16 protein-coding genes, 1 tRNA gene and 2 pseudogenes are annotated in these 22,860 nt (G+C 61.7%); 8 read left to right on the plus strand and 11 right to left on the minus strand.

The genetic code is table 11. The features are described from left to right. Positions 1-70: 70 nt before the first annotated feature. Together xseA and JCM21793_RS17040 are read left to right on the plus strand one after the other, a co-directional pair. Positions 71-1,642 (plus strand): exodeoxyribonuclease VII large subunit, encoded by a 1,572-nt coding sequence (gene xseA / locus JCM21793_RS17035; protein ID WP_025031133.1) that lies wholly within the window; start codon positions 71-73, stop codon positions 1,640-1,642. Positions 1,643-1,735: 93 nt separating this feature from the next. Next, a complete protein-coding gene (locus JCM21793_RS17040) occupies positions 1,736-2,836 on the plus strand; it encodes a diguanylate cyclase (RefSeq protein ID WP_007008986.1) in 1,101 nt (366 codons plus the stop codon). A gap of 13 nt (positions 2,837-2,849) precedes the next feature. Here JCM21793_RS17040 and JCM21793_RS17045 read toward each other — a convergent pair whose 3' ends face one another. From JCM21793_RS17045 to JCM21793_RS17060, 4 genes are all read right to left on the minus strand, one after another. Further along, positions 2,850-3,131 carry a hypothetical protein gene (locus JCM21793_RS17045; protein ID WP_007008987.1) on the minus strand — a complete coding sequence of 94 codons (282 nt, stop codon included), beginning with the start codon at positions 3,129-3,131 and terminating at the stop codon, positions 2,850-2,852. 170 nt (positions 3,132-3,301) lie between these two features. Further along, positions 3,302-3,916, minus strand: a complete 615-nt coding sequence (locus tag JCM21793_RS17050; protein WP_007008988.1) for a hypothetical protein — start codon at positions 3,914-3,916, stop codon at positions 3,302-3,304. 214 nt (positions 3,917-4,130) lie between these two features. After that, positions 4,131-4,207: transfer RNA gene (locus tag JCM21793_RS17055), tRNA-His, on the minus strand. Between the two features lie 193 nt (positions 4,208-4,400). Further along, positions 4,401-4,883 (minus strand): phasin, encoded by a 483-nt coding sequence (locus JCM21793_RS17060; protein WP_007008989.1) that lies wholly within the window; start codon positions 4,881-4,883, stop codon positions 4,401-4,403. Between the two features lie 325 nt (positions 4,884-5,208). Here JCM21793_RS17060 and JCM21793_RS31640 point away from each other — a divergent pair, with 325 nt between their 5' ends. The 4 genes and pseudogenes from JCM21793_RS31640 to JCM21793_RS17075 all read left to right on the plus strand — a co-directional run bounded on the left by JCM21793_RS31640 (position 5,209) and on the right by JCM21793_RS17075 (position 11,628). Continuing rightward, complete coding sequence (locus JCM21793_RS31640; protein ID WP_306306770.1) at positions 5,209-5,712, plus strand: hypothetical protein; 504 nt, start codon at positions 5,209-5,211, stop codon at positions 5,710-5,712. Beyond that, positions 5,655-8,603 carry a histidine kinase dimerization/phospho-acceptor domain-containing protein gene (locus tag JCM21793_RS26675; protein WP_306306771.1) on the plus strand — a complete coding sequence of 983 codons (2,949 nt, stop codon included), beginning with the start codon at positions 5,655-5,657 and terminating at the stop codon, positions 8,601-8,603. The genes JCM21793_RS31640 and JCM21793_RS26675 overlap by 58 nt, the downstream gene beginning before the upstream one ends. Before the next feature lie 179 nt (positions 8,604-8,782). Continuing rightward, positions 8,783-9,840, plus strand: a pseudogene (locus JCM21793_RS26680) (Fe(3+) ABC transporter substrate-binding protein). Between the two features lie 90 nt (positions 9,841-9,930). Beyond that, positions 9,931-11,628, plus strand: a complete 1,698-nt coding sequence (locus JCM21793_RS17075; protein ID WP_025031135.1) for an ABC transporter permease — start codon at positions 9,931-9,933, stop codon at positions 11,626-11,628. A 304-nt stretch (positions 11,629-11,932) separates the two neighbouring features. Here the strand turns inward: JCM21793_RS17075 and JCM21793_RS17080 are convergent, their stop codons facing one another. After that, entirely contained in the window at positions 11,933-13,891 is a 1,959-nt protein-coding gene (locus JCM21793_RS17080; protein ID WP_007008993.1) for an acetoacetate--CoA ligase, read from the minus strand. A gap of 306 nt (positions 13,892-14,197) precedes the next feature. Here JCM21793_RS17080 and JCM21793_RS17085 point away from each other — a divergent pair, with 306 nt between their 5' ends. Continuing rightward, positions 14,198-16,048: an AsmA family protein gene (locus JCM21793_RS17085; protein WP_025031136.1), complete on the plus strand. Its 1,851-nt coding sequence runs from the start codon at positions 14,198-14,200 to the stop codon at positions 16,046-16,048. 16 nt (positions 16,049-16,064) lie between these two features. Here the strand turns inward: JCM21793_RS17085 and JCM21793_RS17090 are convergent, their stop codons facing one another. From JCM21793_RS17090 to JCM21793_RS17110, 5 genes and pseudogenes are all read right to left on the minus strand, one after another. After that, positions 16,065-16,889 carry an ABC transporter permease gene (locus JCM21793_RS17090; protein ID WP_025031137.1) on the minus strand — a complete coding sequence of 275 codons (825 nt, stop codon included), beginning with the start codon at positions 16,887-16,889 and terminating at the stop codon, positions 16,065-16,067. Positions 16,890-16,891: 2 nt separating this feature from the next. Then, positions 16,892-17,802, minus strand: a pseudogene (locus JCM21793_RS26685) (ABC transporter permease subunit). A gap of 6 nt (positions 17,803-17,808) precedes the next feature. Further along, on the minus strand, positions 17,809-18,948 hold the full coding sequence (locus tag JCM21793_RS17100; protein ID WP_025031138.1) for an ABC transporter ATP-binding protein: 1,140 nt from the start codon (positions 18,946-18,948) through the stop codon (positions 17,809-17,811). A gap of 24 nt (positions 18,949-18,972) precedes the next feature. Continuing rightward, positions 18,973-20,070, minus strand: a complete 1,098-nt coding sequence (locus tag JCM21793_RS17105; protein WP_007008999.1) for a polyamine ABC transporter substrate-binding protein — start codon at positions 20,068-20,070, stop codon at positions 18,973-18,975. Positions 20,071-20,189: 119 nt separating this feature from the next. Further along, positions 20,190-21,656, minus strand: a complete 1,467-nt coding sequence (locus JCM21793_RS17110) for a glutamine synthetase family protein (RefSeq protein ID WP_025031139.1) — start codon at positions 21,654-21,656, stop codon at positions 20,190-20,192. Positions 21,657-21,756: 100 nt separating this feature from the next. Between JCM21793_RS17110 and JCM21793_RS17115 the strand changes: the two genes are divergently transcribed. Next, positions 21,757-22,734, plus strand: a complete 978-nt coding sequence (locus tag JCM21793_RS17115) for an NADPH:quinone reductase (protein ID WP_025031140.1) — start codon at positions 21,757-21,759, stop codon at positions 22,732-22,734. 6 nt (positions 22,735-22,740) lie between these two features. Here JCM21793_RS17115 and JCM21793_RS28885 read toward each other — a convergent pair. After that, positions 22,741-22,860 (minus strand): short-chain fatty acyl-CoA regulator family protein (locus JCM21793_RS28885; protein ID WP_155983469.1); only part of this gene is annotated, 120 nt, incomplete at its 5' end.

Here is a 22,860-nt window from a genome sequence, read left to right on the forward strand (position 1 = left end):
GGGGAACCATGTGGATGGAACTTTCCCACGGGCTTGACCCTGCCTGCGCGACCCGTCTCAATCCCGTGCCATGAACACATCCCGCCAAGCCGATTCGCAGAGCAATGTCGCGGAGTTTTCCGTCAGCGAGATTTCCGGTGCCCTGAAGCGCACCGTGGAAGACGCGTTCGGCCATGTGCGCGTGCGCGGCGAAGTCTCCGGCTATCGCGGTCCGCATTCCTCCGGCCACGCCTATTTCGCCCTCAAGGACGACCGTGCGCGGCTTGAAGCCGTGATCTGGCGCGGTGTCTTCTCCAAGCTCAAGTTCCTGCCGCAGGAAGGGCTGGAGATTATCGCCACCGGCAAACTGACCACCTATCCGGGCTCGTCCAAATATCAGATCGTGATCGACAGCGTCGAGCCGGCCGGAGCCGGCGCGCTCATGGCGCTTCTGGAAGAGCGCAAGAAGAAGCTTGCCGCCGAAGGGCTGTTCGACGACAGCCGCAAGAAGCCCCTGCCCTTCATGCCGCGCGTCATCGGCGTGGTGACCTCGCCCACCGGGGCTGTTATCCGCGATATCATCCACCGGATTTCCGACCGCTTTCCCGTACACGTCATGGTCTGGCCCGTCCGCGTGCAGGGCGAGACCACCGGTGATGAAGTTTCCCACGCCGTGGCCGGCTTCAATGCGCTGCCCGGGGAAGGTCCCCTGCCCCGGCCGGATCTCCTGATCGTCGCGCGCGGCGGCGGCAGCCTGGAGGATCTCTGGGGCTTTAACGACGAAGCCGTGGTGCGCGCCGTCGCAGCCTCCGACATCCCGGTGATTTCCGCTGTCGGCCATGAGACGGACTGGACGCTGATCGACCTCGCCGCCGACCGGCGCGCGCCCACGCCGACGGGTGCTGCGGAAATGGCGGTGCCGGTCAGGGCCGAGCTTGAAGCATCCCTCGCCCGGCTTTCCGCGCGTCTCAAGGGCGCGATTTCACGCGAGGGCGATCGCAAGCGGCAGGCGCTGCGCGCGCTTTCGCGCGCCCTGCCCTCTCCCGATCAGCTTCTTGCCCTGCCGCGCCGGCGCTTTGATGAAGCTGCAGGGCGGCTTGGCCGCGCACTCACAGCAGCAACACAGCGCAAGCGCATCGCATTCAACAGCCTGCGCCTTTCGCCCGCAACGCTTGAACGCCGCCTCATTGAAGCGCGCCGCCGCACGGCTGCCTCCGGCGAGCGGCTGCCAGGCGTGTTTCTTTCCCTCGTACGCGCCCAGCGCACCCGGTTCGACCGCGATGCGGCACGCGTTTCCCCCATGGCGCTCAACCAGCGTATTGCCTATTGGCGCGACCGTCTTTCCCAGGCGCGGCGCCGGGCGGACGCGCAGGTCGACATTTTGTTGAAGCAGGGCCACGCGAGTGCGGATCAGGCCATGCGGCTCGCCAGATCGCTTTCCCATGAAGGCGTTCTGGAACGGGGTTTTGCGCTTGTGCGCGGTCCCGATGACCTGCCGTTGAAGCGTGCCGTGGACATCCAGCCCGGCCTTGAGCTGCAGATTCAGTTTGCCGACGGCGTTGCCCGCGCGGTGGCTGCCAGCGATGGCCGCAAGGCCGTTGCGGCCACGAAGAAGAGCAAGCCGCCGAATGACGGGCCGAAGGGTCAGGGAAGTCTGTTTTAGCTCCAGTTCTACGCAACCGGGACGAATACCAATCGTCCTTTACCGCATCGAAACCTTGAACCTGTAGCATTCCGGCAGAATGAGGATGGTGTGATGACGACAGCGATGCTGGTTTCCGGCGTTTTGCAGAATTTGGGGATCGCCGCAATCGCTGCACTGTTCTACGACATCGTCCTGCGCAGCTGCCCGACGCCGAGCGTACGGCATACGCTGGTTGCACTTGTCTTCGCCGCCGGTGCCGTCGGCTCGATGACGCTCCCGGTGGAGGTTGCACCCGGCATCATCTTCGATTTGCGCAATGCTTTCGTCATTCTTGCCATGAGCTTCGGAGGGTGGCTCGCCGTCGGTGCCACCACGCTTGCCGCTTTCGCCTACAGGCTCTGGCTGGGCGGTGCCGGAGCGCTTCCTGGTGGCGTCGGCATATTGATGTGTGCTGCTGCCGGCATTGTTTTCGCCCTCCATTTCAAACGCCGGCGCACCGGGCTTTTCGCATTCGCCGTGCTCGGTGTCTTCTGCGCCGCTTCGCTCGTCTCGATGTTTCTGCTGCCTTTTGAAACAGCCGTGGCCATCTTGATGAAAGTGGGCCCGGTGATGCTCGTCATGAACATTCTCGGCACGATGATTGTCGGCGGCATTGTTGATCGGCAGAAGCGCCAGTTTGAGCGCGAGAACACACTGACGCGGGAAGCCTCCACCGATTCTCTGACACGGCTTGCAAACCGGCGCGCCTTCGACATGCGCGGCCCCGACCTGATGGAAGCGGCAAGCCAGCGCGGCGATGCCTGCGCACTGATGCTGATCGACATCGATCATTTCAAACAGATTAACGATGCACACGGGCACGATGTCGGCGACAAGGTTCTGCAGCATCTGGCCGTTCTCGTCCGCTCCAATGTGCGAAAGACCGACCTCGTGGCCCGCTATGGCGGCGAGGAGATCGCTCTCGTTCTCCCGTCGCATGATGCAAAACGCGCCTTCGGCCTCGGCGAGCGCCTTCGCAAGGCCGTTGCCGGCACGCCCTATCGCCACGAAGGCACGCTGGAGATCAATCTGAGCGTGAGCATCGGTCTCTACGCCAGCGACGGCGTCGAAGATGTCGAGCCGTTTGCGACTGCTTTCAAACGCGCAGACATGGCGCTCTACCGTGCCAAGGAAGCAGGCCGGAATCGCGTCGAGATCGCGCTCGCCGCGTAATTCCCCCCTATACTCAGCGGCCGATCCGTCTCCACCGCTGAAGCAGTTCCGCTTCCATCCCCTTGAAGCAGAAATACAGGATTACGATCAGAATCCCCTTGGCGAGAATGGAAAGGAACTGCAAGAGCCCTCCATCGATGATGCCCATCAGGCCGTGAGTGGCGATGAATTCCAGATTCGCCATGGCGATGTTGATCAGCTGAAAAGACAGGAACGCGGTGGCGAAGGCGCAGAACGCCATGACCAGAAACAGAAACAGCCAATGGTAACGCGACAGTCGAAACAGGTCTTTCATCGGCCTTACAATCCTCCCCCGGCTTCACCTCAGATCGCGGCTCCTGCGTCAGCAGGTGAGATTATACCCGCTCCCGGCGCTTTTCGCACTCGGGTGAACCCGACTGGCAGTGCGGCAATGAAGATATCAAAACCGGCGAGGGGCGCCTTCAATTCCCACTATGAAGCGGCCTACAGGCGCCGTCGCACCACACCGTAGATCAACAGGCCCCCGCCGATGATTGACGTGGGCTCCCATGCGGTCGTGTCGATCGCAATCATGGCGCCGCCTCCGACGAGTTCGAGTGCATCGTGGACCAGTTTGCTGCGTTCTTCAGGCGTCGCCTGGATCGCTTCCCTTCTGGCCCGCTCGGCATAGCCGCAGCAAATGTCTCGCGCATTGTGGAACAGGCGATCAAGATTCTCGGCCTCGGCAATCCAGTTCTCGGCCTCACCGGTTCCCACAACTACATCCTGAAGCGCAGTCAGCAACCGGACCGCGACCCGTTCGTCCATCTGGGACTGTACGAGAAGCGCGCGCTCGCGCTGCGCGAATCTTTCGAAGAAGCCGCGAAAATCCTCAAGCCACCCCGGTGCATTGGTATCGACAGTGTCGCGCAGGGCGGTGACTTCCTCGAGATCCCTTGCGTAATCCGGATCGGCAAGCACCTCGGAGAAGGTCCGGCAACCGATTTCCAGGATCTCGGCCAGTTCCTCGTTTGAGATGGGCCGGTCAGGCGGCGGGAAACTCAGCCACATCCGGTTTGTCGCCATCACCCAGAATTTCTCGTCGACCAGAACGCCCATATCATCCTCCCATCCGCAGGCATGCCGGCAGTCTGGGAGAACGATCACCGATCGGCAAATGATAAAAAGGCGTAGGTTGCCGATGTCGGGCCGGTTCAGGACCCGCCAGCCGCGCCTTTCGGACAGTCCCGAATCGCATCAAGGCTCGCCCTGCCGCTACAGCACAGCCGGGCGCGGCGATGAACGATGTAATCGGAATGGAACTTGGGGGAAATGGTACGGTTGGGTGGATTCGAACCACCGACCTCAGGAGCCACAATCCTGCGCTCTAACCAACTGAGCTACAACCGCACACGACCGGTGACCGGCAGCCGCGTCAATACGGGCAAATGATCGCTTTTTCAAGCCAAAAGAACAAAAGAAAAAAGACCGGGGGGAGGATCCCGGTCTTTTTCACAAGGGACCGAAGGGAGGAGGTTTCGGTCCCACTCGGCAGCGACGGGAGGAGGAGTGCGCTGCCGGACTTTTCTAAGCGCTAAACGCCTCAGGCGACGCGCAGTTCCTTGACGGTCTTCTCGAAGACGTCCTTCATCGGCTTGGCCACGGTTTCGGCCGACTTCTGCGAGGCAGCCTGAAAATCCTTCATCTGGTCCACAGCCACTTCCATGCGCTTGCGCATGAAGTTGCTCTGCATTTCGATCAGCTCGGCGAAGGAGCGGGCGCCAGCAAGAGCCTCAAGATGGGCCAGGTTGGCTTCGGTGCCCTCGCGCAGCGCGGCAATCGACTTCGTGGTGAACTCGTTGCCAGCCGATTTCGCATTCTCAAAGGTCGCCTCAAGAGCCTTCTGGGTCTCTTCGGCATTCACCTTCATGCGGGCATAAACTTCTTTCGTCTGCTCGGCGCTCTTTTCGGCGAAAGCGCGGAACTGCTCGCTCGCCTGCGTCGCGTCAAACGTCGGGAACTCAGCGGTCCCGTTGTCCTTCTGCGTGGTCTTGGTCATATCCGCGGTCCTTTGGTTCTCGTTCATGGCGGTTCTCCGTAGGGTTGACACCCGCCCGACAATTCATGGTGGCTATATAGCATCGGTTATTGTGCATTGCAACATCATTGTTGCGATGCAGCATTTTGCCTGTCTGCAGTTAACCAATCAGCGAGAATTCGTGCTCGCGCGCCATTGGCATTTGTGGACCTCGCCGCCACATGCTTTTATTAATAAGGTGTTAACGTCGTTGTCGGGATGCCGCGTTCTGCGGTTGAGGATGGCAGCCCGATGCTGTTTGAACCGTTGCGGTTGTCGCGCCCTGCGAATCTTCGGCCGACCCGCGTGAAGAAAAATTGTCTGGCTCGTTTGAATGGCGTCTGTCTCATATTCCTTCGTTGACATTGCGGTTCTCAATCAGGTGCGCGAGCGCTTTGCCGCCGGCGACGCACTGCTCATCCTCACCACGGCGCTCGACACGGTGATCTGGGCAAACGGCCCCGGGGCGGCAATGATCGGCCATCGCAACATCGACGAGGCGATCGGCGCCGAAAGCGGCCTGTCCATGACGACCCGGCGTCAAATCTCTGCCACCCCCGGCTTTCCGAGAATTTCCAGCGAACGCACCGTCGCCACACGCCTTGGGCGTGGGCTCAGATCGCCCATTGTCAATCTGAGCGCATCCACGGTCGTTTTGCCCGGTGGCGAAGAGGCTATTCTTCTCGCGCGCAAGGCGGTTTCGACCCGCATGCGCGAGGACAGTTTCCGCGCCACAGCTGCCGTTGAAGCTTCGACGCCGCAGACCAGTTCGCCGCTCTTGTGGATGAGCATGGCCTCGTTGCCGCTGCCTCGGGCAGTTTCCAGGCGCTCGGTATAGAGCGCGAAACGCTGCGCGCGCTGGTTGGCGAAGTGCGCGATGAGGAAGACCGCCTGGTCAAGCGCATGGTGGAGGGCGGCGGGCGCCGCCGGCCCGCCGCTTTTGCCAGGCTGACTGACGATCCCGCCTGGCATCTGCTTGTCGTCGTCGACGAGCAGAACGCACCGCTTCAGCAGGATGAGCCTCAGCCTCCGCAGCCGGTTCTAACGACCGGGGGCACCACGCCGCCACCGACTGTTTCGGACGCCGAAAACCCTGTGGCCGACGCGCCAGCGACTGTTTCGGCTTCGGAAGAACCGGCCGGCACACCGGCACCGGTCGATGGCCCGCCGCCGTTCGAGAGCAACAGCAACGATGAAACTGCGCCGGAAGGCCCGCAGGTCATTGTGGATGGCGCCCCTGCCGGTCCGATCAAAGATGAAGCGGAAAGCGCACCTTCGGCTCCGGTGGAGCGACCACGAGGAACGGTCCGTTTTGCCTGGCGCACGGACGCGGAAGGCCGTTTTACTGCGCTGTCGGACGCCTTTGCCGAGGCGGTTGGCCCGGCGGCGGCCGATGTGATGGGCCGGCGCTTCCGCGATGTCTCAAACGCGTTCGGGCTCGATCCCGAAGGGCGCATTTCGGCGTTGCTCGAGCGCCGCGACACCTGGTCCGGCAGGACCGTCATGTGGCCACTGGAAGGCACGGATCTCAAAATTCCGGTCGATCTGGCCGCCCTGCCCATCTATGGCCGCGGCCGTATCTTCGAAGGGTTTCACGGGTTCGGTCTGGCGCGTATGAACGACGCGGTGACAGACCCGGAGGGCATCGGCCTCGTGCTGACACCTGGCGCTCCCCTGCCGACACGCGACATGCCGACGGACCCGGCCACGGAATCTGCAGACAAAGAGGCCACGGAGCCGCTGCCGCTCGATGATCATGGGCCGGTCGGGGACCTTTCCGAACCGGCACCGGAATCCGCCGGTGATGCTGAACACGAGCCGGTCAAGATCATCCGTCTCGCCGAACATCGCGCTGCACCGGCCACGGAAGGCGGGCTGTCGCCGACGGAAACGACGGCTTTCCGGGAGATCGGTGAGCGCCTGCGCCAGGAAAACCGGCAGGAACAGGAACCCGAAAACCTCGATGCTTCGCCCGACACCGTTTCACCCGATACAGGCGATACGGAACCGGACACCACACCGGACGCAACCGGCGATGTAAACGCAGAAGAAGAAGTGCCGGCCTCCTCAAAGAGCGAGGAACCGGTCAAGGGTGACGTGCAGTCAAAGCCTGCCGGAGAGCGTTCCGAAGATGTGCCCGCCCCACGGATGTCGTCTTCGGCCATCGTTCCGTCGGCGTTCTACACCATGCCTGCCGACAGTGACGAGAACAGCCCCGGCCTCCTGGCCGGTCTGCCGCTGCCCATCGTAATTCATGCGGGAGACACGCTCCACTATGCCAACAGTGCCTTTTTCGATCTGACCGGCTACGTGGACTTGAAAACGCTTGAGGCAAGCGGCGGTCTCGACGTTCTTTTCCCTGAAAGCTACGAGGTTTCGCAGGCCCCTGCCGACGCGCAGGCTTTGAAAATCAGGACGGCTCAGGGCGACGAGCTCGATGTGCACGCGCATCTTCAGTCTGTTCCCTGGCGCGATGGAAAGGCTCTGCTTCTTGCGCTGCAACCCATCGAAACCGGGACAGAAGCCGTTGCCGCAATCGCGGGAACAGGCGCAGCCGATGCGCAAGCCGAAGCGGTGAGCGACGCCGAACTCGACGCCCAGACCGCCGAGCTGCAGATGCATCTGGCCGAGATGCGGGCCATCGTCGATACGGCGACGGATGGCGTGGTGGTCATCGACAATGACGGCAATGTCCGCTCGACCAATCGGCCGGCGGAAGCGCTTTTCGGTTTTGACGATCAGGATGTAACCGGCAAACCCTTCACCGCACTCTTCGCCATCGAAAGCCAGGGAGCGGTGAGGACGCATCTGGAAAGCCTTTCCGACAATGGCGTTGCCAGCGTCCTCAATGACGGTCTGGAAGTGATCGGGCGCGAGGCCCAGGGGCGTTTCATCCCGCTTTTCATGACCATGGGGCGCCTGCCGCACAGCAGCGGTTTCTGTGCTGTCCTGCGCGATGTCACCCAATGGAAACGCGCCGCGGAGGAGCTGACCCAGGCGCGCGCCGAGGCCGAGCGCGCCTCCTCGCAGAAGTCGGAGTTTCTGGCGCGTGTCAGCCACGAGGTGCGGACACCGCTCAACGCGATCATCGGCTTTTCCGAGCTGATGCTCGATGAAAAGTTCGGCCCCATCGGCAATGACCGCTACCGCGACTATCTGCAGGACATCAACCGTTCGGGCAATCATGTGCTCGATCTCGTCAACGATCTGCTGGACATTTCCAAGATCGAAGCCGGCGAGCAGGAGATGCACTATGAGGCGGTGTCGCTCAACGATGTGCTCGGCGAAACCGTGGCCATGATGCAGCCGCAGGCCAATCGAGAGCGCGTCATCATCCGTTCGAGCTTCGCCTCGAATCTGCCGGATGTGGTCGCCGACCCGCGCAGCGTTCGCCAGATCGCGCTCAACCTTCTGTCCAATGCGGTGCGTTACACGCCCGCCGGCGGCCAGGTGATCATCTCGACAGCCTATAGTTCGGACGGGTCGGTCATCATGCGCGTGCGCGACACCGGCATCGGCATGAGCCCGGCAGAAATCGAGGAAGCGCTAAAGCCTTTCAAGCAAATCAACAGCTTGAAGCGCAAACGTGGTGACGGGACCGGCCTAGGCCTGCCGCTGACCCGCGCCATGGTGGAAGCCAATCGTGCCGCCTTTGCCATCAACTCGGTGCCCGGCGAAGGCACGCTTGTCGAGGTTTCATTTCCGCCGACACGCGTGCTGGCCGACTGAGCAGCCGGCCAGATCACAGTCAGAAAAGATGACATTCGTAGTTTAGAATATTTCTAAACTAATGATATTGTTCGCATTTTTCTTGACGATCGGTGTTTTTTCCGCGAGATACAGCCGCACTGCGGAGCAAGAGCTGCGCATTCCCTGGGACCTTGAATCCCAAAGGTTTGGAGACACCTATGCTGACAAACAAACTGATCGCTGCCCGCGCCGGTCTTGCCGCGCTTGTCGCCGCGGGAACGCTTGCCACCACCCTGCCTGCTGCCCAGGCCGAGGGAACGGTGAACATCTATTCCTACCGCCAGCCCTTCCTTATCCAGCCGCTGCTCGACGCTTTCACCGAGAAGACCGGGATTGAGACCGAAGTCCTTTTCCTGGACAAGGGGCTTGAGGACCGTATTGCCGCGGAAGGCTCCAATTCGCCGGCAGACGTCATCCTCACGGTCGACATCGGCCGCCTGATGAATGCCAAGGAAAAGGGCATCACCCAGACCGTCGAAGACGAGACGGTGAATTCCGAAATTCCCTCCGAGTTCCGCGATCCGGAAGGCCACTGGTTCGGCGTCACCACGCGCGGCCGCGTTGTCTATGCTCCAAGGACCGCGTCGAGCAGGACACCATCACCTATGAAGAGCTGGCCGATCCCAAGTGGAAGGGCAAGATCTGCATGCGCAGCGGCCAGCACAACTACAACATCGCCCTGTTCGCCTCGATGATCGCCCATCTCGGCGAGGAAAAGGCAGAAGAGTGGATGAAGGGCCTCAAGGCCAATCTCGCACGCAAGCCGAGCGGCAACGACCGCGCGCAGGCGCAGGCCATCTATGCCGGTGAGTGCGATCTGGGCATCGGCAACACCTATTATGTCGGCCTCATGATCAACAATGAGAAAGAGCCGGAGCAGAAGGACTGGGCCGCTTCGATGAAGGTCCTGTTCCCCAATTCCGAGGATCGCGGCACTCATGTCAATATCTCAGGCATGGCCATGGCGAAGCACGCGCCGAACCGTGACAACGCGCTCGAGCTGATGCGCTTCCTGGGCAGCGCCGAGGCCCAGTCGATCTATGCCGAGACCAATTACGAATATCCGGTTCTTCCCGGCGCCACGGTTTCTGAAACCGTGCAGTCCTTCGGCAAGATCAAGCCGGACAGCCTGCCGCTTGCCGAGATCGCGAAGAACCGCAAGGCGGCCTCCGAAATGGTTGACCGTGTCGGTCTTGATGACGGCCCGGCGAGCTGATCCATCTTTAAAACTTGAAAGCCGGGTCCTTAGCGGGACCCGGCTTTTTGCATTTGCGGGGACACCCGCAATCGTATCGCACCTGTAGCCATGCCCCTCCAGCCAGCGCCGACAGCACCCCTTCGTGAACACCGTTTCCCCCGCGTTCGGGGAGAGCGCCACGGTGCCGCGCGGCTTGGCAGTCTCATAATCGCGCTGGCCGTCCTTCTTCCCGTCGCCACGATCCTGCTCGTCGCTCTTTCCGGCACGGGCGAAGCCTGGCCGCATCTCCTGCGCTACGTTCTGCCGCAGTCGCTCGGAACGACACTCGCGCTGCTCGGACTTGTCGCCATGGGCACGGCCGTCATCGGTGTCGGATCGGCCTGGCTGGTGGTCGGCTACGAGTTTCCGCTGCGCCGGCTCCTCTCATGGGCTCTGGTGCTGCCGCTCGCCGTGCCCACCTATCTGGCCGCCTATGCCTTTGGCGAATTCTTCCACTATGTCGGACCGTTGCAGAGCGCGTTCCGCGCCATCTTCGGTTTCGAAAGCGCGCGCGACTACTGGTTCCCCGACATCCGCTCCACCTGGGGCGCCGCCCTCGTGGTGACGTCCGTCACCTTCCCCTATGTCTATCTCACGGCCCGCGTCGTCTTTCTCATGCAGGGGCGCAATATTGCCGATGTGGCGCGCACGCTGGGCGCGCGGCCGGCGCGTGTCTTCTTCCGTATCCTGCTGCCCGTCGCCCGCCCGGCCATCGTCGCCGGCCTGGCGCTGGTGATGATGGAGACACTCAACGACATCGGCGCGGTGGAATATCTCGGCGTTCGCACGCTCACCCTGTCGGTCTATTCCACCTGGCTCAATCGCGGGAGCCTCGAAGGGGCGGCGCAGATCGCTTCCGTGATGCTTGTCATCGTCTTCCTGCTTCTGACAGCCGAGCAATGGGCGCGCCGCAAACAGCGCTTTCACAGCGCCCGCGGCACCCAGATGCATGTGCGCCCGCCCCGTCTGCCGCTCCCGGGCTTCAAAGGCATTCTCGCAACCGGCGCCCTCATCCTGCCCATCCTGTCGGGCTTCGGCGTTCCGCTTTTCGTCTTTGGCCGCTATGTCTCGAAGCGACTCTACCAGTTTGCGGATCCGCAGGTTCTGCAGGCATTCCTGACCAGTGTCACCGTGGCCAGCGTCACCGCCATCGCGACCGTTGTCATCGCCCTTCTCCTTCTCAATGCCATGCGCCTCTCGCGCTCGCCCTACACCATGGCGCTGGTGCGGCTTGCCTCCATCGGATATGCCCTCCCTGGCACGATCCTCGGCCTCGGCCTGCTTCTCTCCCTCGCCGCCATCGACAACACGGTCGATAGCGCTGCACGCACCTATGGCGGCTTTTCCACCGGGCTTCTCCTGACCGGCACGGCAGCCTCCATCGTCATCGCCTGCACGATCCGCTTTCTGGCACTGGCTGAAAGCGCGGTCCGCTCGGGTCTGGAAAAACTGCCTCCCAATCTGGATCAGGCAGCCCGCAGCCTCGGCAAGACGGCGAACCAGAGCGCCATGAGCATTCTCCTGCCGCTTCTGAAGCCGGCTATCCTGACGGCGGCTATCCTCGTCTTTGTGGACACGGTGAAGGAACTTTCGGCGACCATTCTCCTGCGCCCCTTCGGCTTCCGCACGCTCGCCACGCACGTTTATGAAAACGCGTCCCGCGGCGTGGTGGAGGATGGTGCCGTCGCCGCGCTCCTCATCATCGCCACGGCCATCGTGCCGGTGATCCTTCTGTCACGCCCCCTGATGCGCGACCACAACACCTGACATTCATCCAATAGGCTTGCGTATGCCTGTGCCGCGCACGCGTGGATGCACCGGCATTTCAGGCAAAAAAAAAGCGCCCGGGAAAGGGCGCCTGTAGGATCTTGAATGCTGTCAAAAACGGGGCTTGGCGAACATCTGCATAAACAGAAGGAACCGGTGTCCGGCTCGTCAAGTTAGCCGACACTATCGCGGGCAAACCCTTAACAGAACCTTACCGGAATGCGGAGAAATTTACCGAACCGTACCACTTGTGAAGTCTCGGTAAATTTCGTCTTCATCCTTCCTTAACCAAGCCGCGCCGACATCAGGTGCTAAGCTCGGGAATGTCGCGGTAAAGGTCCAGCGCCTCGGGATTGGCAAGCGCTTCCCTGTTTTTCACCGCGCGGCCATGAACGATGTCGCGTACGGCAAGTTCGGTGATCTTGCCGGATTTGGTGCGCGGAATGTCCGCCACGGCCACGATGCGCGCCGGCACGTGACGCGGGCTTGCTCCCGTCCTGATCTTGGTGCGGATGGTCTTTTCCAGCGCCTCGTCAAGCACCACGTCATCGGCGAGCCGAACGAAGAGCACAACCCGCACATCGTCTTCCCACTCCTGACCGATGCAGATCGCCTCGAGGATTTCTGGCAGCTGCTCGACCTGGTTGTAGATTTCCGCCGTGCCGATGCGTACGCCGCCGGGGTTCAGCGTCGCGTCGGAACGGCCATGGATGACAATGCCGCCATGCTCCGTCCACTCGGCGAAATCGCCATGGCACCACACATTGTCGAACCGGTCGAAATAAGCCGCGTGATATTTTTCGCCTTCCGGATCGTTCCAGAATCCGATCGGCATTGCCGGGAAGGCGCGCGTGCACACGAGCTCGCCCTTCCCTTGCTCAAGCGGACGCCCTTCGTCATCCCAGACTTCGACCGCCATGCCGAGCCCGGCCGCCTGGATCTCGCCGACCCAGACCGGCAGCGTCGGCACACCGAGCACAAAGCAGGACACGATGTCCGTTCCGCCGGAGATCGAGGCGAGATGAACGTCCTTCTTGATCCCCTCGTAGACGAAGGCGAAGTTTTCCGGCGCCAGCGGCGAGCCGGTCGACGAGATCGTTTCGACCGTTGAGAGATCGTGGCTTTCCATCGGCTTCAGGCCGGCCTTGCGCACCGCATCTATGAACTTGGCAGACGTGCCGAAATAGGTCATGCCCTCGGCATCGGCATAGTCGAAAAGCACGTTGCCGTCGGGATGGAACGGAGAACCGTCATAAAGCAGCAGAGTGGCCTCGGAAGCCAGCCCGCTCATCAGCCAGTTCCACATCATCCACCCACAGGTGGTGAAGTAGAAGAGCCGATCGCCGGGCTTGAGTCCGGCATGCAGGCGATGCTCCTTCACATGCTGGAGAAGCGTACCGCCCGCCGAATGCACAATGCATTTCGGGATGCCGGTCGTGCCGGAAGAAAACAGGATGTAAAGCGGATGCGAAAAGGGCAGCCGTTCAAAGGCGAGTTCCCCTGCCTCGTAGCCTGCCACCGCTTCGTCATAGGCCTCGGCCCTGTCGATCTTTGCGGCGGCCTCCTGCGCGTTACCGAGATAGTCGACAATCAAAGCCAGCTTAACGCCCGGCAGTTTGTCGAGAACCGTCGCCGTCTTGTCTGAAACATCGAAGGCCTTGCCGCCATACCAGTAGCCGTCCGGCGCAATGAAGACAGTCGGCTCAATCTGACCGAACCGGTCGAGCACGCCCTGAATGCCGAAATCGGGAGAGCAGGAGGACCAGACGGCACCAAGCGACGTGGCAGCGAGCATCGCTGCGAGTGTCTCGGGCATGTTGGGCATCATGGCCGCTACCCGGTCACCGGCTTTCAGGCCCCGGTCACGGAAGAGCTGCTGCAGACGCGATACCTGCGCACGCAGCGCATCCCAGGAAAGCCGGCGCTCGACCTTGTCTTCGCCGCGAAAAACCACCGCATCGCCGCTTCCCGAACCGCGCAGAAGGTTCTCCGCGAAGTTCAGCCGTGCATCGGGAAAAAATGACGCCCCGGGCATGCGGTCGCCATCGACCAGAATGCGTTCGCCCCTGTCGCCGATAACGCCGCAGAAATCCCAGACCAGCGACCAGAACGCCTCACGATCTTCAACCGACCAGGCATGGAGCGCGTCGTAGTCGGGCAGGCTACGGCCGGCCACCTTCTCGGCGCGCCTGGCAAAAGCCGACACGGGCGCCTCATTCTTCCGGGTTTCAGATGGTCTCCAAAGCGGCTCGGCTGCCCTCATCCTGTCCTCCTCATTGCCGTTCAGGCGATTGCTCTTCTTATGCGTTTCCGCACCGGAACGGCAATGGTCTCATGCGAAACAATTCCCTGCACCGCAGGCCAACCGGCCATTGCATTGCAGAAAGCGGTGCAATACCCGCCTGCAGCGCGACAAGTCCTTGAATTGCCATACGCCATGTTTAAACCCGTAAGGAGCTGTGAAGTCGGTTTGCCGGCATCGCTGCACCGTGGCATTTCAGAGCCACCAGTTAGACAGCGTCGAGTCCGGTTTGAAATTCGCCGGGCGGAGCGCCAGGGATGAGGTTCCATGCCCTCGTCGGCAATGAAGAAGAGCATATGGGCACTGGTGATTGCTGCCGTCCTTGCGGTGGCAGTGGTGGTATGCCTGCCGATCCTGGCCTCTACACAGATCGTGCGCGACAGCGTGGCCCAGCAGCTAAGCGCCTGGAGCGGCTATCGCGTCCGGCTGGACGATGCCCCCCAAATCCGTGTCTGGCCCTCTTTCAGCGCGGTGCTGAACGACGTCGTTCTGTCCGACTGGAACGACGATGGCGCCGCCGCCGTCATGGAAGCAGAGCGTGTAGAAGTCGACCTGTCGGCGCTCGCGGCCCTGCGCGGCAAGGTCGTTTTCACCAAAATACGCCTCGTGCGGCCGGTCCTGCGGCTTGACGATACGGACGGGATGATGCGCGTGCCGTCGATCCCGAACTGGGGCAGGCTCGCCCAATCGGTGGAGGTGGCGCGCGAGCTGCTGGCCGCCGATCCCGCAGCACCCGATAAAACGGCACTGCCGAGCGATAGTTTTGCGACGGTCGAAGTCGAGGACGGTCGCGTGATCACCCTAAGCGGAGCCAGCAGGCCGCCGCTTCTGAGTGGTTTCACCGGGACATTCAACTGGCCTGCGCTCAACCGTGCCGCCACCCTTTCCGCCAGAGGCATCTGGCATGGCGAAAGCATCACTGTTGACGCTTCCACGGAAGAGCCACTCCTGCTGCTTGCCGGCGGCAAGACCGCCCTTTCTCTTACGGTCAAAAGCGCGCCGCTGACGCTCTCTTTCAAGGGAGAAGCCGACCTCGTTGGCGGAGCCTTCGTCAACGGGACTCTGGAAAGCTCCGCCCCGTCATTGCAGCGGGTGCTGGAGTGGACCCTGCTGGAAGACTGGCCCGGCAGCACGATCAAGCCCGCGAAGCTTCGCAGCACAATCATCGGCGATGCCAAGCGCATAAAGTTCGAGACCGCGGAGTTCAGTCTTGGGGATAGCAACGCGACCGGCGTGTTCGACGTGGCGTTTACCGATCAGCGTCCGACCATCTCCGGCACGCTTGCCTTCAATGCACTCGATCTCGGCACGCTGCTGAAGACCCTTGCGCCCGAGCCCGACGCGCCAACCCAGGCGGCGGCCGCTCCGTGGGCGCATGATCTCAATTTCGACCTTCGCCTTTCGGCCACACAGGCGACAGCCGGATCCGTGTCGATGACCGACGTGGCCGCAACCGCACAGGTTCGCGACGGGCTGGTCAGCCTCGATATTTCCGACGCCACGGCGTTTGGCGGCATGCTTCAGCTCGGCATCCGGCTCGACAATGTGGAAGGCCGCGATCATGCGGAGCTGCGCATTGCGGCCGAGAACATCGACGGCGGTCTGATGGGAGAAAAGCTCCATTTCACCGCCTTCATGCCGAAGGCCAAAGGGTCGTTTTCCGTGTTTCTGAAAGGGCATGGAGAAACGCTGAACCAGATCCTTGAAACATCCGACGGTTCGATCTCGGCCAGTTTCGGCAAGGGCAGCATTGTCGGCCTCAATCTCGAGACCTTTCGGGAGCACAACGACAAGGGCAGTTTTTTCCCCTTGCAGGACATTGCCGATGGCGAACTCCCCATCGAGGGCGCGGATTTGAAGGCCACACTGGCAGGTGGTATTGCGTGGATCGATACCGCCGAAGCGCGCCTGAGCACCGGAGAAAAGATCACAATCGGCGGGCTCGTGCCTTTTGCCGGCCGCGGCATTGCCCTTTCCGGAAGCATTCTTCCGCCGGGGGCACCTTCCGGCGGGGAGACTGCCGCGGAGGAAAGCAGTGCGGGTCAGGGGCCGCGCGAAACCTTCTTCGTCGGCGGCTCCTGGAATGCGCCTTTTATAGCGCCCTTTCTGATCGAATAGCTGATCTTTGCCCCGCTCAGGCCGCCACTCTCATTGCTGCCCGCTCATCGCGGCGACGCTGAATTTCCTGCCGCTTGGTGACAATCGATGCGGCAATCACGCCCATCGCCACGATCCCGATCAGTATGGTGCAGACCGCGTTTATTTCCGGCGTCACACCAAGGCGCACCTGGCTGTAGATCTTCATTGGCAGGGTCGTCGCACCAGGGCCGGATGTGAAGCTCGCAATCACCAGATCGTCGAGTGACAGGGTGAAGGCCAGCATCCAGCCTGAAATCACCGCTGGCAAAATCACCGGCAACGTGACCTGGAAAAACGCCTTCACCGGCGTCGCACCGAGATCGAGCGCAGCCTCTTCGAGCGACTGGTCAAAGCTCATGAGGCGGGACTGAACCACCACGGCAACGAAACACATGGAGAAGGTGATGTGCGCGATGGTGACGGTGAAAAACCCGCGATCGAAATTGATCGCCACGAAGAGAAGCAGAAGCGAAAGGCCGGTGATGACTTCCGGCATGACGAGGGGTGCGAACACCATGCCGGAGAACAAGAGACGGCCGCGAAAGCGCGTGTAACGTGTCAGCGCAATGGCTGCCATCGTGCCGAGCACGGTTGCCACCGTCGCCGACAGGAAGGCAACCCGTGCCGTCACCCAGGCCGCATCCATCAGGCCACGATTGGAGAAAAGCTCCACATACCACTTCGTCGAGAAGCCCGCCCACACCGTGACGAGACGCGACTCGTTGAACGAGTAGATCACCAGGAGAAGGATCGGCAGGTACAGAAAGGCAAAGCCCAGCACGAGCGACACGATGTTGAAGCGTCCCCAGCTTCCAGCCATGGCTAATTCCCCGCCTCGCGTGAACGCGCCTGTGAGCGCTGGAAGAGCATGATCGGCACGATCAGGATCAAAAGGAGGATCACCGCCACGGCAGATGAAACCGGCCAGTCGCGATTGTTGAAGAACTCGGTCCAGAGTGTCTTGCCGATCATCAGGGTCTGCGATCCGCCGAGCAGATCGGGAATGACGAATTCGCCCACCGCCGGAATGAACACCAGCATGCAACCGGCCACCACGCCCGGCAGAGACATGGGGAACGTCACCTTCCAGAACGCGGCCATGGGCGGACAGCCGAGATCGCGCGCAGCCTCGATCAGAGACCCATCCATCTTTTCCAGCGTCGAATAGAGCGGCAGAACCATGAAGGCAGATAGGAATAGACGATGCCGATATAGATGGCGGTCGTGGTGTTGAGGATGACGAGCGGTTCGTCGATCACCCCCAGGAACATCAGGAACTGGTTGAGCAGCCCTTCCGGCTTCAGGATGCCGATCCAGGCATAGACGCGGATCAGGAAGCTAGTCCAGAAAGGCAGGATCACCAGCATGAGCAGCGTCGGCCTGATCGAGGCCGGTGCACGGGCCATTCCGTAGGCGATGGGATAGCCCACGGCCAGCGTGATCAGGGTCGAAACCGTGGCGATCCAGATGCTCGAAAGATAGGCATTCACATAGAGCGGATCGTCCAGAAGCCACAGGTAATTGCTGAACGAAAGAGCGCGGACTTTCTCGAAGAACGCCGCAAATCCGGCGAAGATGTCGAAAACCGGCTGATAAGGCGGCATGGCGAGTGCCGGTTCCGAAAGCGAAATCTTGAAGACGATCAGAAACGGCGCGAGGAAGAACACCAGCAGCCACAGATAGGGCAGAGCGATGACGAAGCGGGCTGCGATTGCGGAGATGAAGCGCGCCATCGTCAGCTACCGCGTCAGCACGACGCCGGCATCCGCCGGGAAGGACACCCATGCCCGGTCATGCCATGTCAGCACATCTTCCACCGCACGGCGGCGGTTGATGCTGCTGGCCTTGACGATGCGGCCGTCATCGAGCTTGACGTGGTGGATGGTCATGTCGCCCAGATAGGCGATGTCCCAGACCTCGCCCTCCACCGCGTTGACCGCGCTCTCCGGGCGGTTGCGGGATATGTCGATCTTCTCGGGACGGACGGCGAACCACACATTCGCCCCCTTCTCCGCGCCGGCACCATTGAGCACCGAGAGCTCGAAGCCGGATGCGTCCGCAATGCGGGCCATCTCGCTGTCGGCAGCCGTCACGGTTCCCTCGAACATGTTGATCGAGCCCACGAAATCGGCAACGAAGCGCGAATTCGGCGCCTCGTAGATCTCCGCCGGGGTCGCCACCTGGATGACATTGCCCCTGTCCATCACCGCGATGCGGTCGGCCATGGTCATCGCCTCTTCCTGATCGTGGGTGACGACCATGAAGGTGAGGCCGAGATCGTATTGCAGGTCGACCAGTTCGAACTGTGTCTCTTCGCGCAGCTTCTTGTCGAGCGCGCCCAGCGGCTCGTCCAGCAATAAGAGCTTGGGCCGTTTGGCTAGCGAACGGGCGAGCGCCACACGCTGACGCTGGCCGCCCGACAGCTGGTGCGGCTTGCGCTTGGCGAAGGGTTCGAGCTTCACCAGCTTCAGCATGGCAGCGACGCGGTCGGCGATCTCGTCAGCCGGCATCCGGTCCTGCTTCAGGCCGAAGGCGATGTTCTTCTCAACCGTCATATGCGGGAAGAGCGCATATGACTGGAACATCATGTTGACCGGCCGCTTGTGCGGCGGAATGCCCGAAAGATCCTGCCCGTCGAGAAAGATGCGGCCGGAGGTGGGCTGCTCGAACCCCGCCAGCATGCGCAGAAGCGTGGTCTTGCCGCAGCCCGAAGCGCCCAGGAGCGCGAAGAACTCGCGCTCATAGATGCTGAGGGACAGATCATCGACCGCCGTGAAATCACCGAACGTCTTGGTGACATTCTCGAACGAGATATACGGCTTCGCCTGGGGATCGGCCCAGGGTGCGAAGCTGCGACGTGTGCTGCCGAGCGACTTCATCGGCGTCCCCTGCCCTGAAACGGCCTACTGACCCGTCACCACCTTGGTCCACATGCGCGTCACCTGACGCTGCGTGCGCATGTCATAGGGGAGCGGCGCCTGCAGTTTCTCCATAGTCGCCTCGTCGGGATAGACAGCCGGGTCGCCCACGACTTCTTCGTCCATCTCTGCCTGCGCGGCCTTGTTGCCATTGGCATAAACGACATAGTTCGACGCCTTGGCGATCACGTCGGGACGCATGATGTAATTGAGAAACTCGTGCGCCTCCTCGACGTTCTTTGCGTCCGCCGGGATTGCCATCTGGTCGAACCACAGCATCGCGCCCTCCTTGGGGATCGCGTAGCCGACCGTCACGCCCTGATCTGCTTCCGCCGCACGGTCGCGCGCCTGGAAGATATCGCCCGAGTAGCCGAGCGCCAGGCAGATGTCGCCATTGGCAAGACCGTTGATGTATTCGGAAGAGTGGAACTTGCGCACATAGGGGCGAACCGAAAGAAGCAGCTCTTCCGCCTTGGCAAGATCGTCCGAAGACGGTGTGTTTGGATCAAGGCCCAGATAGATCAGGGCCGAGCGCACCACTTCACTGGCTGAATCCAGCATATAGATGCCGCAATCCTTGAATTTCGCGGCCAGTTCCGGCGTGAACATCACATCCCAGGTATCGACCTTCGCCGTGCCGAGAATTTCCTCAGCCTTGCCGACATTGTAGCCAACGCCCGTCGTGCCCCACATGTAGTTGATGGAGTGTTCGTTGCCCGGATCATAGACGGCCACGCGGTCGCTGATCATGTCCCACATGTTGGAAATGTTGGGAAGCTTGTCCTTGTCGAGCTTCTGGAAGACGCCGGCGCTGATCTGACGGCCAAGAAACTCGCCCGACGGCACCACCACGTCATAGCCCGAGCCGCCCGCGAGCAGCTTGGTCTCCAGGATTTCGTTGGAATCGTAGACGTCGTAGACGACCTTTATGCCCGTTTCCTCGGTGAAATCCTCAAGGATCGCATCATCGATATAGTCCGACCAGTTGTAGACATTGACGACGCGGTCCTGTGCATTGGCCGCCGCCGAAACGGCAATCGCTGCAAGGGAAACGCAGGATGCAAGAAGGGTTTTACGCAGCATGGAATTTCTCCCCAAGGGACTGTTTTTGCCGGCGCGCAAATCGCCACCGGCACCCGCAAGTTTTTTTCAACCCTATTGTCGTTTCGGAAATGCGACAAGCGGCAAATTTCTGTTTGGGCTCAAAGATAAGTGGTGCGTTCCAGCGGCGTGATCTCGCTCCAGAAGGCGATGATTTCCGCGCGCTTCAGATCACGATAGACCTTTGCCAGAAGGGGCCCGAGCGCCCGGTCGATGAAACGGCTTTTTAACGCAAGCTGGAGGGCGTCATCCATGTCGTCGGGCAGTTCACGGCCGAGATCCGCCGTCTCGTCATAGGCGCTGCCTTCCACCGGCGGCGGCGGCTTCGCACCCGCTTCGATCCCCTCGATCATGCCCTGTATGATCGCCGCCATGACGAGATAGGGATTGGCGTCCGCGCCCGAAATCCGGTGCTCGACGCGCCGGTTTTCCTCCGTCGAGACCGGTATGCGCAGCGCCACCGAGCGGTTGTTTTCCGCCCACACTGCATGGGTGGGCGCATAGGAGCCGGGCGTGATGCGCCGAAACCCGTTCCAGGTGTTGATGTAGAGAATGAGAGATTCGGGCATGGTGTCGATGAGGCCGGCAACCGCCGAAAGCAGCCGCTCGCGGCCCGTCTCTCCGGCAAAGATGTTCTGCCCGTCCGCATCGAGCATGGAGGTATGCACATGCATGCCATTGCCGGCGTAGTCGATGAAGGGCTTTGCCATGAAGGTGGCTGTCAGCCCATGCTCGCGCGCGCAGCCCATCACGATGCGGCGCAGGAGAATCACGTCGTCGGCCGCCCGCAGCGGGTCTGCCCGATGTTTCAGATTGACCTCGAACTGGCCGGGCGCGGCCTCCTTGATGATCGTGTCGATGGGCAGGTTCTGTGCGTCCGCAGCATCGCGGATCATATCGAAGAGTGCTGCGTTCTCGGCCAGATCGTCTAGCCCATACATGCGCAGACGGTCCGGTCCCTCGCCAGCGCCAAGCGGTGTGGGCATGCCGGCCGGGTCCTGCTTTTCAGGATCGAGCAGATAGAACTCCAGCTCAAACGCGGCGACAGGGAAAAATCCCTTAGCGTTTGCCTCCGCCACCTTGTGCTTCAGCACCTGGCGTGAATCCGCCATGAAGGGCTCACCCTCCGGCGTGAAGGTCTGGAGCAGAACCTGCGCCGTCTTGCGCCTGGCCCATGGGACGATCGCAAGCGAGCCACGCGTCGCCCGACAATAGCCGTCCTTGTCGCCGGTTTCGATGTGAAGCCCCGTTTCCTCGACCTCACGCCCCCATACATCGAGGCCGTGAAGAGACATGGGAAAGTTCACACCCTCCTGAAATGCCTTTTTAAGGCTGTCGCCCGGCGCCCATTTCCCGCGAATGATGCCGTTCGGATCGACGATGAGAAACTCGACCGCCTCCAGGTCCGGGTGTTCTTCGACAAAGGCGCGGTACTCCGCCTCGTGCTCGGCCGAGATGAAATCCCCACAGGGGCCGGCGCCTTTTGTTGAAATCTCCCCGCCTGCTTCTGGTGAAACGGAAGAACTGGGCTTAACGTCAGTGTCGATAGTCGTTTCGGGGCGGTTCAAGATTGACCTGCGTCATGGTTGCGGATGACAAAGCCTGCGCCGGATTTTCAAACCTTGTCAATGGCTGGAAACACGGCAGGAGTGGGGGCGGGAGCGAGCGGTGAGAGCAGCATGGTATGAACGCAACGGCACGGCACGCGACGTTCTGGAGGTGGGTGACATGCCTCTTCCCGCGCCCGGCCCCGGCGAAGTGCGTGTTCGGCTGGCCACCTCGGGCGTCAACCCGTCCGACGTGAAGGCGCGGCGTGGACGCCCGCTCAATGCCGGGCGCGTCATTCCACACAGTGATGGCGCTGGCGAGATAGACGCTGTCGGGCCCGGCGTGGATCATGGTCGTGTCGGCCAGCGCGTCTGGGTTTGGAACGGCCAGTGGCGACGCCCCTTCGGCACCGCTGCCGAGGCGATCGTGTTGCCGGAAGCGCAGGCTGTTCCCCTGCCGGCAAATGTCGATTACGCGACGGGAGCATGTCTCGGCATTCCCGCGCTGACAGCCATGCATGCCGTGAACCTCTTCGAGACCGTCAGCGGCAAGACACTTCTCGTCACGGGCGCTGGCTCCTCTGTCGGGCACTACGCCACCCAGATCGCCAAGGCCCGCGGGGCCCGTGTCATTGCCACCGCCTCGCCGGGTCGGGCCGCCCACGCCCGGGCTGCGGGCGCTGATTTCGTCATCGACTACAAGGCGAAAGACGTGGCCGCCACGGTGAAGGGGCTCACCTCCGGCAAGGGCGTGGACGGCCTCATCGACATGGATCTTTATTCCACCACCGCGATCATCTCCAACGGCGCGCTGGCGCCCCACGGCAAGATCGTCTGCTACGGTTCCAGCATGCAGGGCGACATACCCGTTTCGTTTCCCACACTGTTGTGGAACAGCCTGACCCTGCAGGTCTTTGTGGTCTACGAACTGCTCACGAAAGAACGAGAAACCGCGATCGGCCAGCTCACCGCCATGCTTGAAAAGAACAGTCTGAAACACGCCATCGGCGAGCGCTTCGCCCTGCGCGACATCGTCAAAGCGCACGAAGCCGTGGAACGCGGCGATGTTGTCGGCAATGTGGTGCTCGATATCGCCTGACAGGCATCACTGAAAGTCGAACGCGGATAGGCCCGTCACCATCTCATCGAGCCCGAGCGGCCTTGTCACCGGCGGCTCGGCACGGGCAAGACAGCCGACCCGTTCGCACAGACGGCAGGCCGGCCC

The sequence above is a fragment of the Nitratireductor aquibiodomus NL21 = JCM 21793 genome (assembly GCF_000615975.1).
GTDB lineage: Bacteria > Pseudomonadota > Alphaproteobacteria > Rhizobiales > Rhizobiaceae > Nitratireductor > Nitratireductor aquibiodomus.

Excerpts from the sequence above, each read along its gene's own strand:
- xseA (WP_025031133.1), top strand. The coding sequence starts at position 71 with ATGAACACATCCCGCCAAGCCGATTCGCAGAGCAATGTCGCGGAGTTT.
- JCM21793_RS17040 (WP_007008986.1), top strand. The coding sequence starts at position 1,736 with ATGACGACAGCGATGCTGGTTTCCGGCGTTTTGCAGAATTTGGGGATC.
- JCM21793_RS17045 (WP_007008987.1), bottom strand. The coding sequence starts at position 3,131 with ATGAAAGACCTGTTTCGACTGTCGCGTTACCATTGGCTGTTTCTGTTT.
- JCM21793_RS17050 (WP_007008988.1), bottom strand. The coding sequence starts at position 3,916 with ATGGGCGTTCTGGTCGACGAGAAATTCTGGGTGATGGCGACAAACCGG.
- JCM21793_RS17060 (WP_007008989.1), bottom strand. The coding sequence starts at position 4,883 with ATGAACGAGAACCAAAGGACCGCGGATATGACCAAGACCACGCAGAAG.
- JCM21793_RS31640 (WP_306306770.1), top strand. The coding sequence starts at position 5,209 with ATGGCGTCTGTCTCATATTCCTTCGTTGACATTGCGGTTCTCAATCAG.
- JCM21793_RS17075 (WP_025031135.1), top strand. The coding sequence starts at position 9,931 with ATGCCCCTCCAGCCAGCGCCGACAGCACCCCTTCGTGAACACCGTTTC.
- JCM21793_RS17080 (WP_007008993.1), bottom strand. The coding sequence starts at position 13,891 with ATGAGGGCAGCCGAGCCGCTTTGGAGACCATCTGAAACCCGGAAGAAT.
- JCM21793_RS17085 (WP_025031136.1), top strand. The coding sequence starts at position 14,198 with ATGCCCTCGTCGGCAATGAAGAAGAGCATATGGGCACTGGTGATTGCT.
- JCM21793_RS17090 (WP_025031137.1), bottom strand. The coding sequence starts at position 16,889 with ATGGCTGGAAGCTGGGGACGCTTCAACATCGTGTCGCTCGTGCTGGGC.
- JCM21793_RS17100 (WP_025031138.1), bottom strand. The coding sequence starts at position 18,948 with ATGAAGTCGCTCGGCAGCACACGTCGCAGCTTCGCACCCTGGGCCGAT.
- JCM21793_RS17105 (WP_007008999.1), bottom strand. The coding sequence starts at position 20,070 with ATGCTGCGTAAAACCCTTCTTGCATCCTGCGTTTCCCTTGCAGCGATT.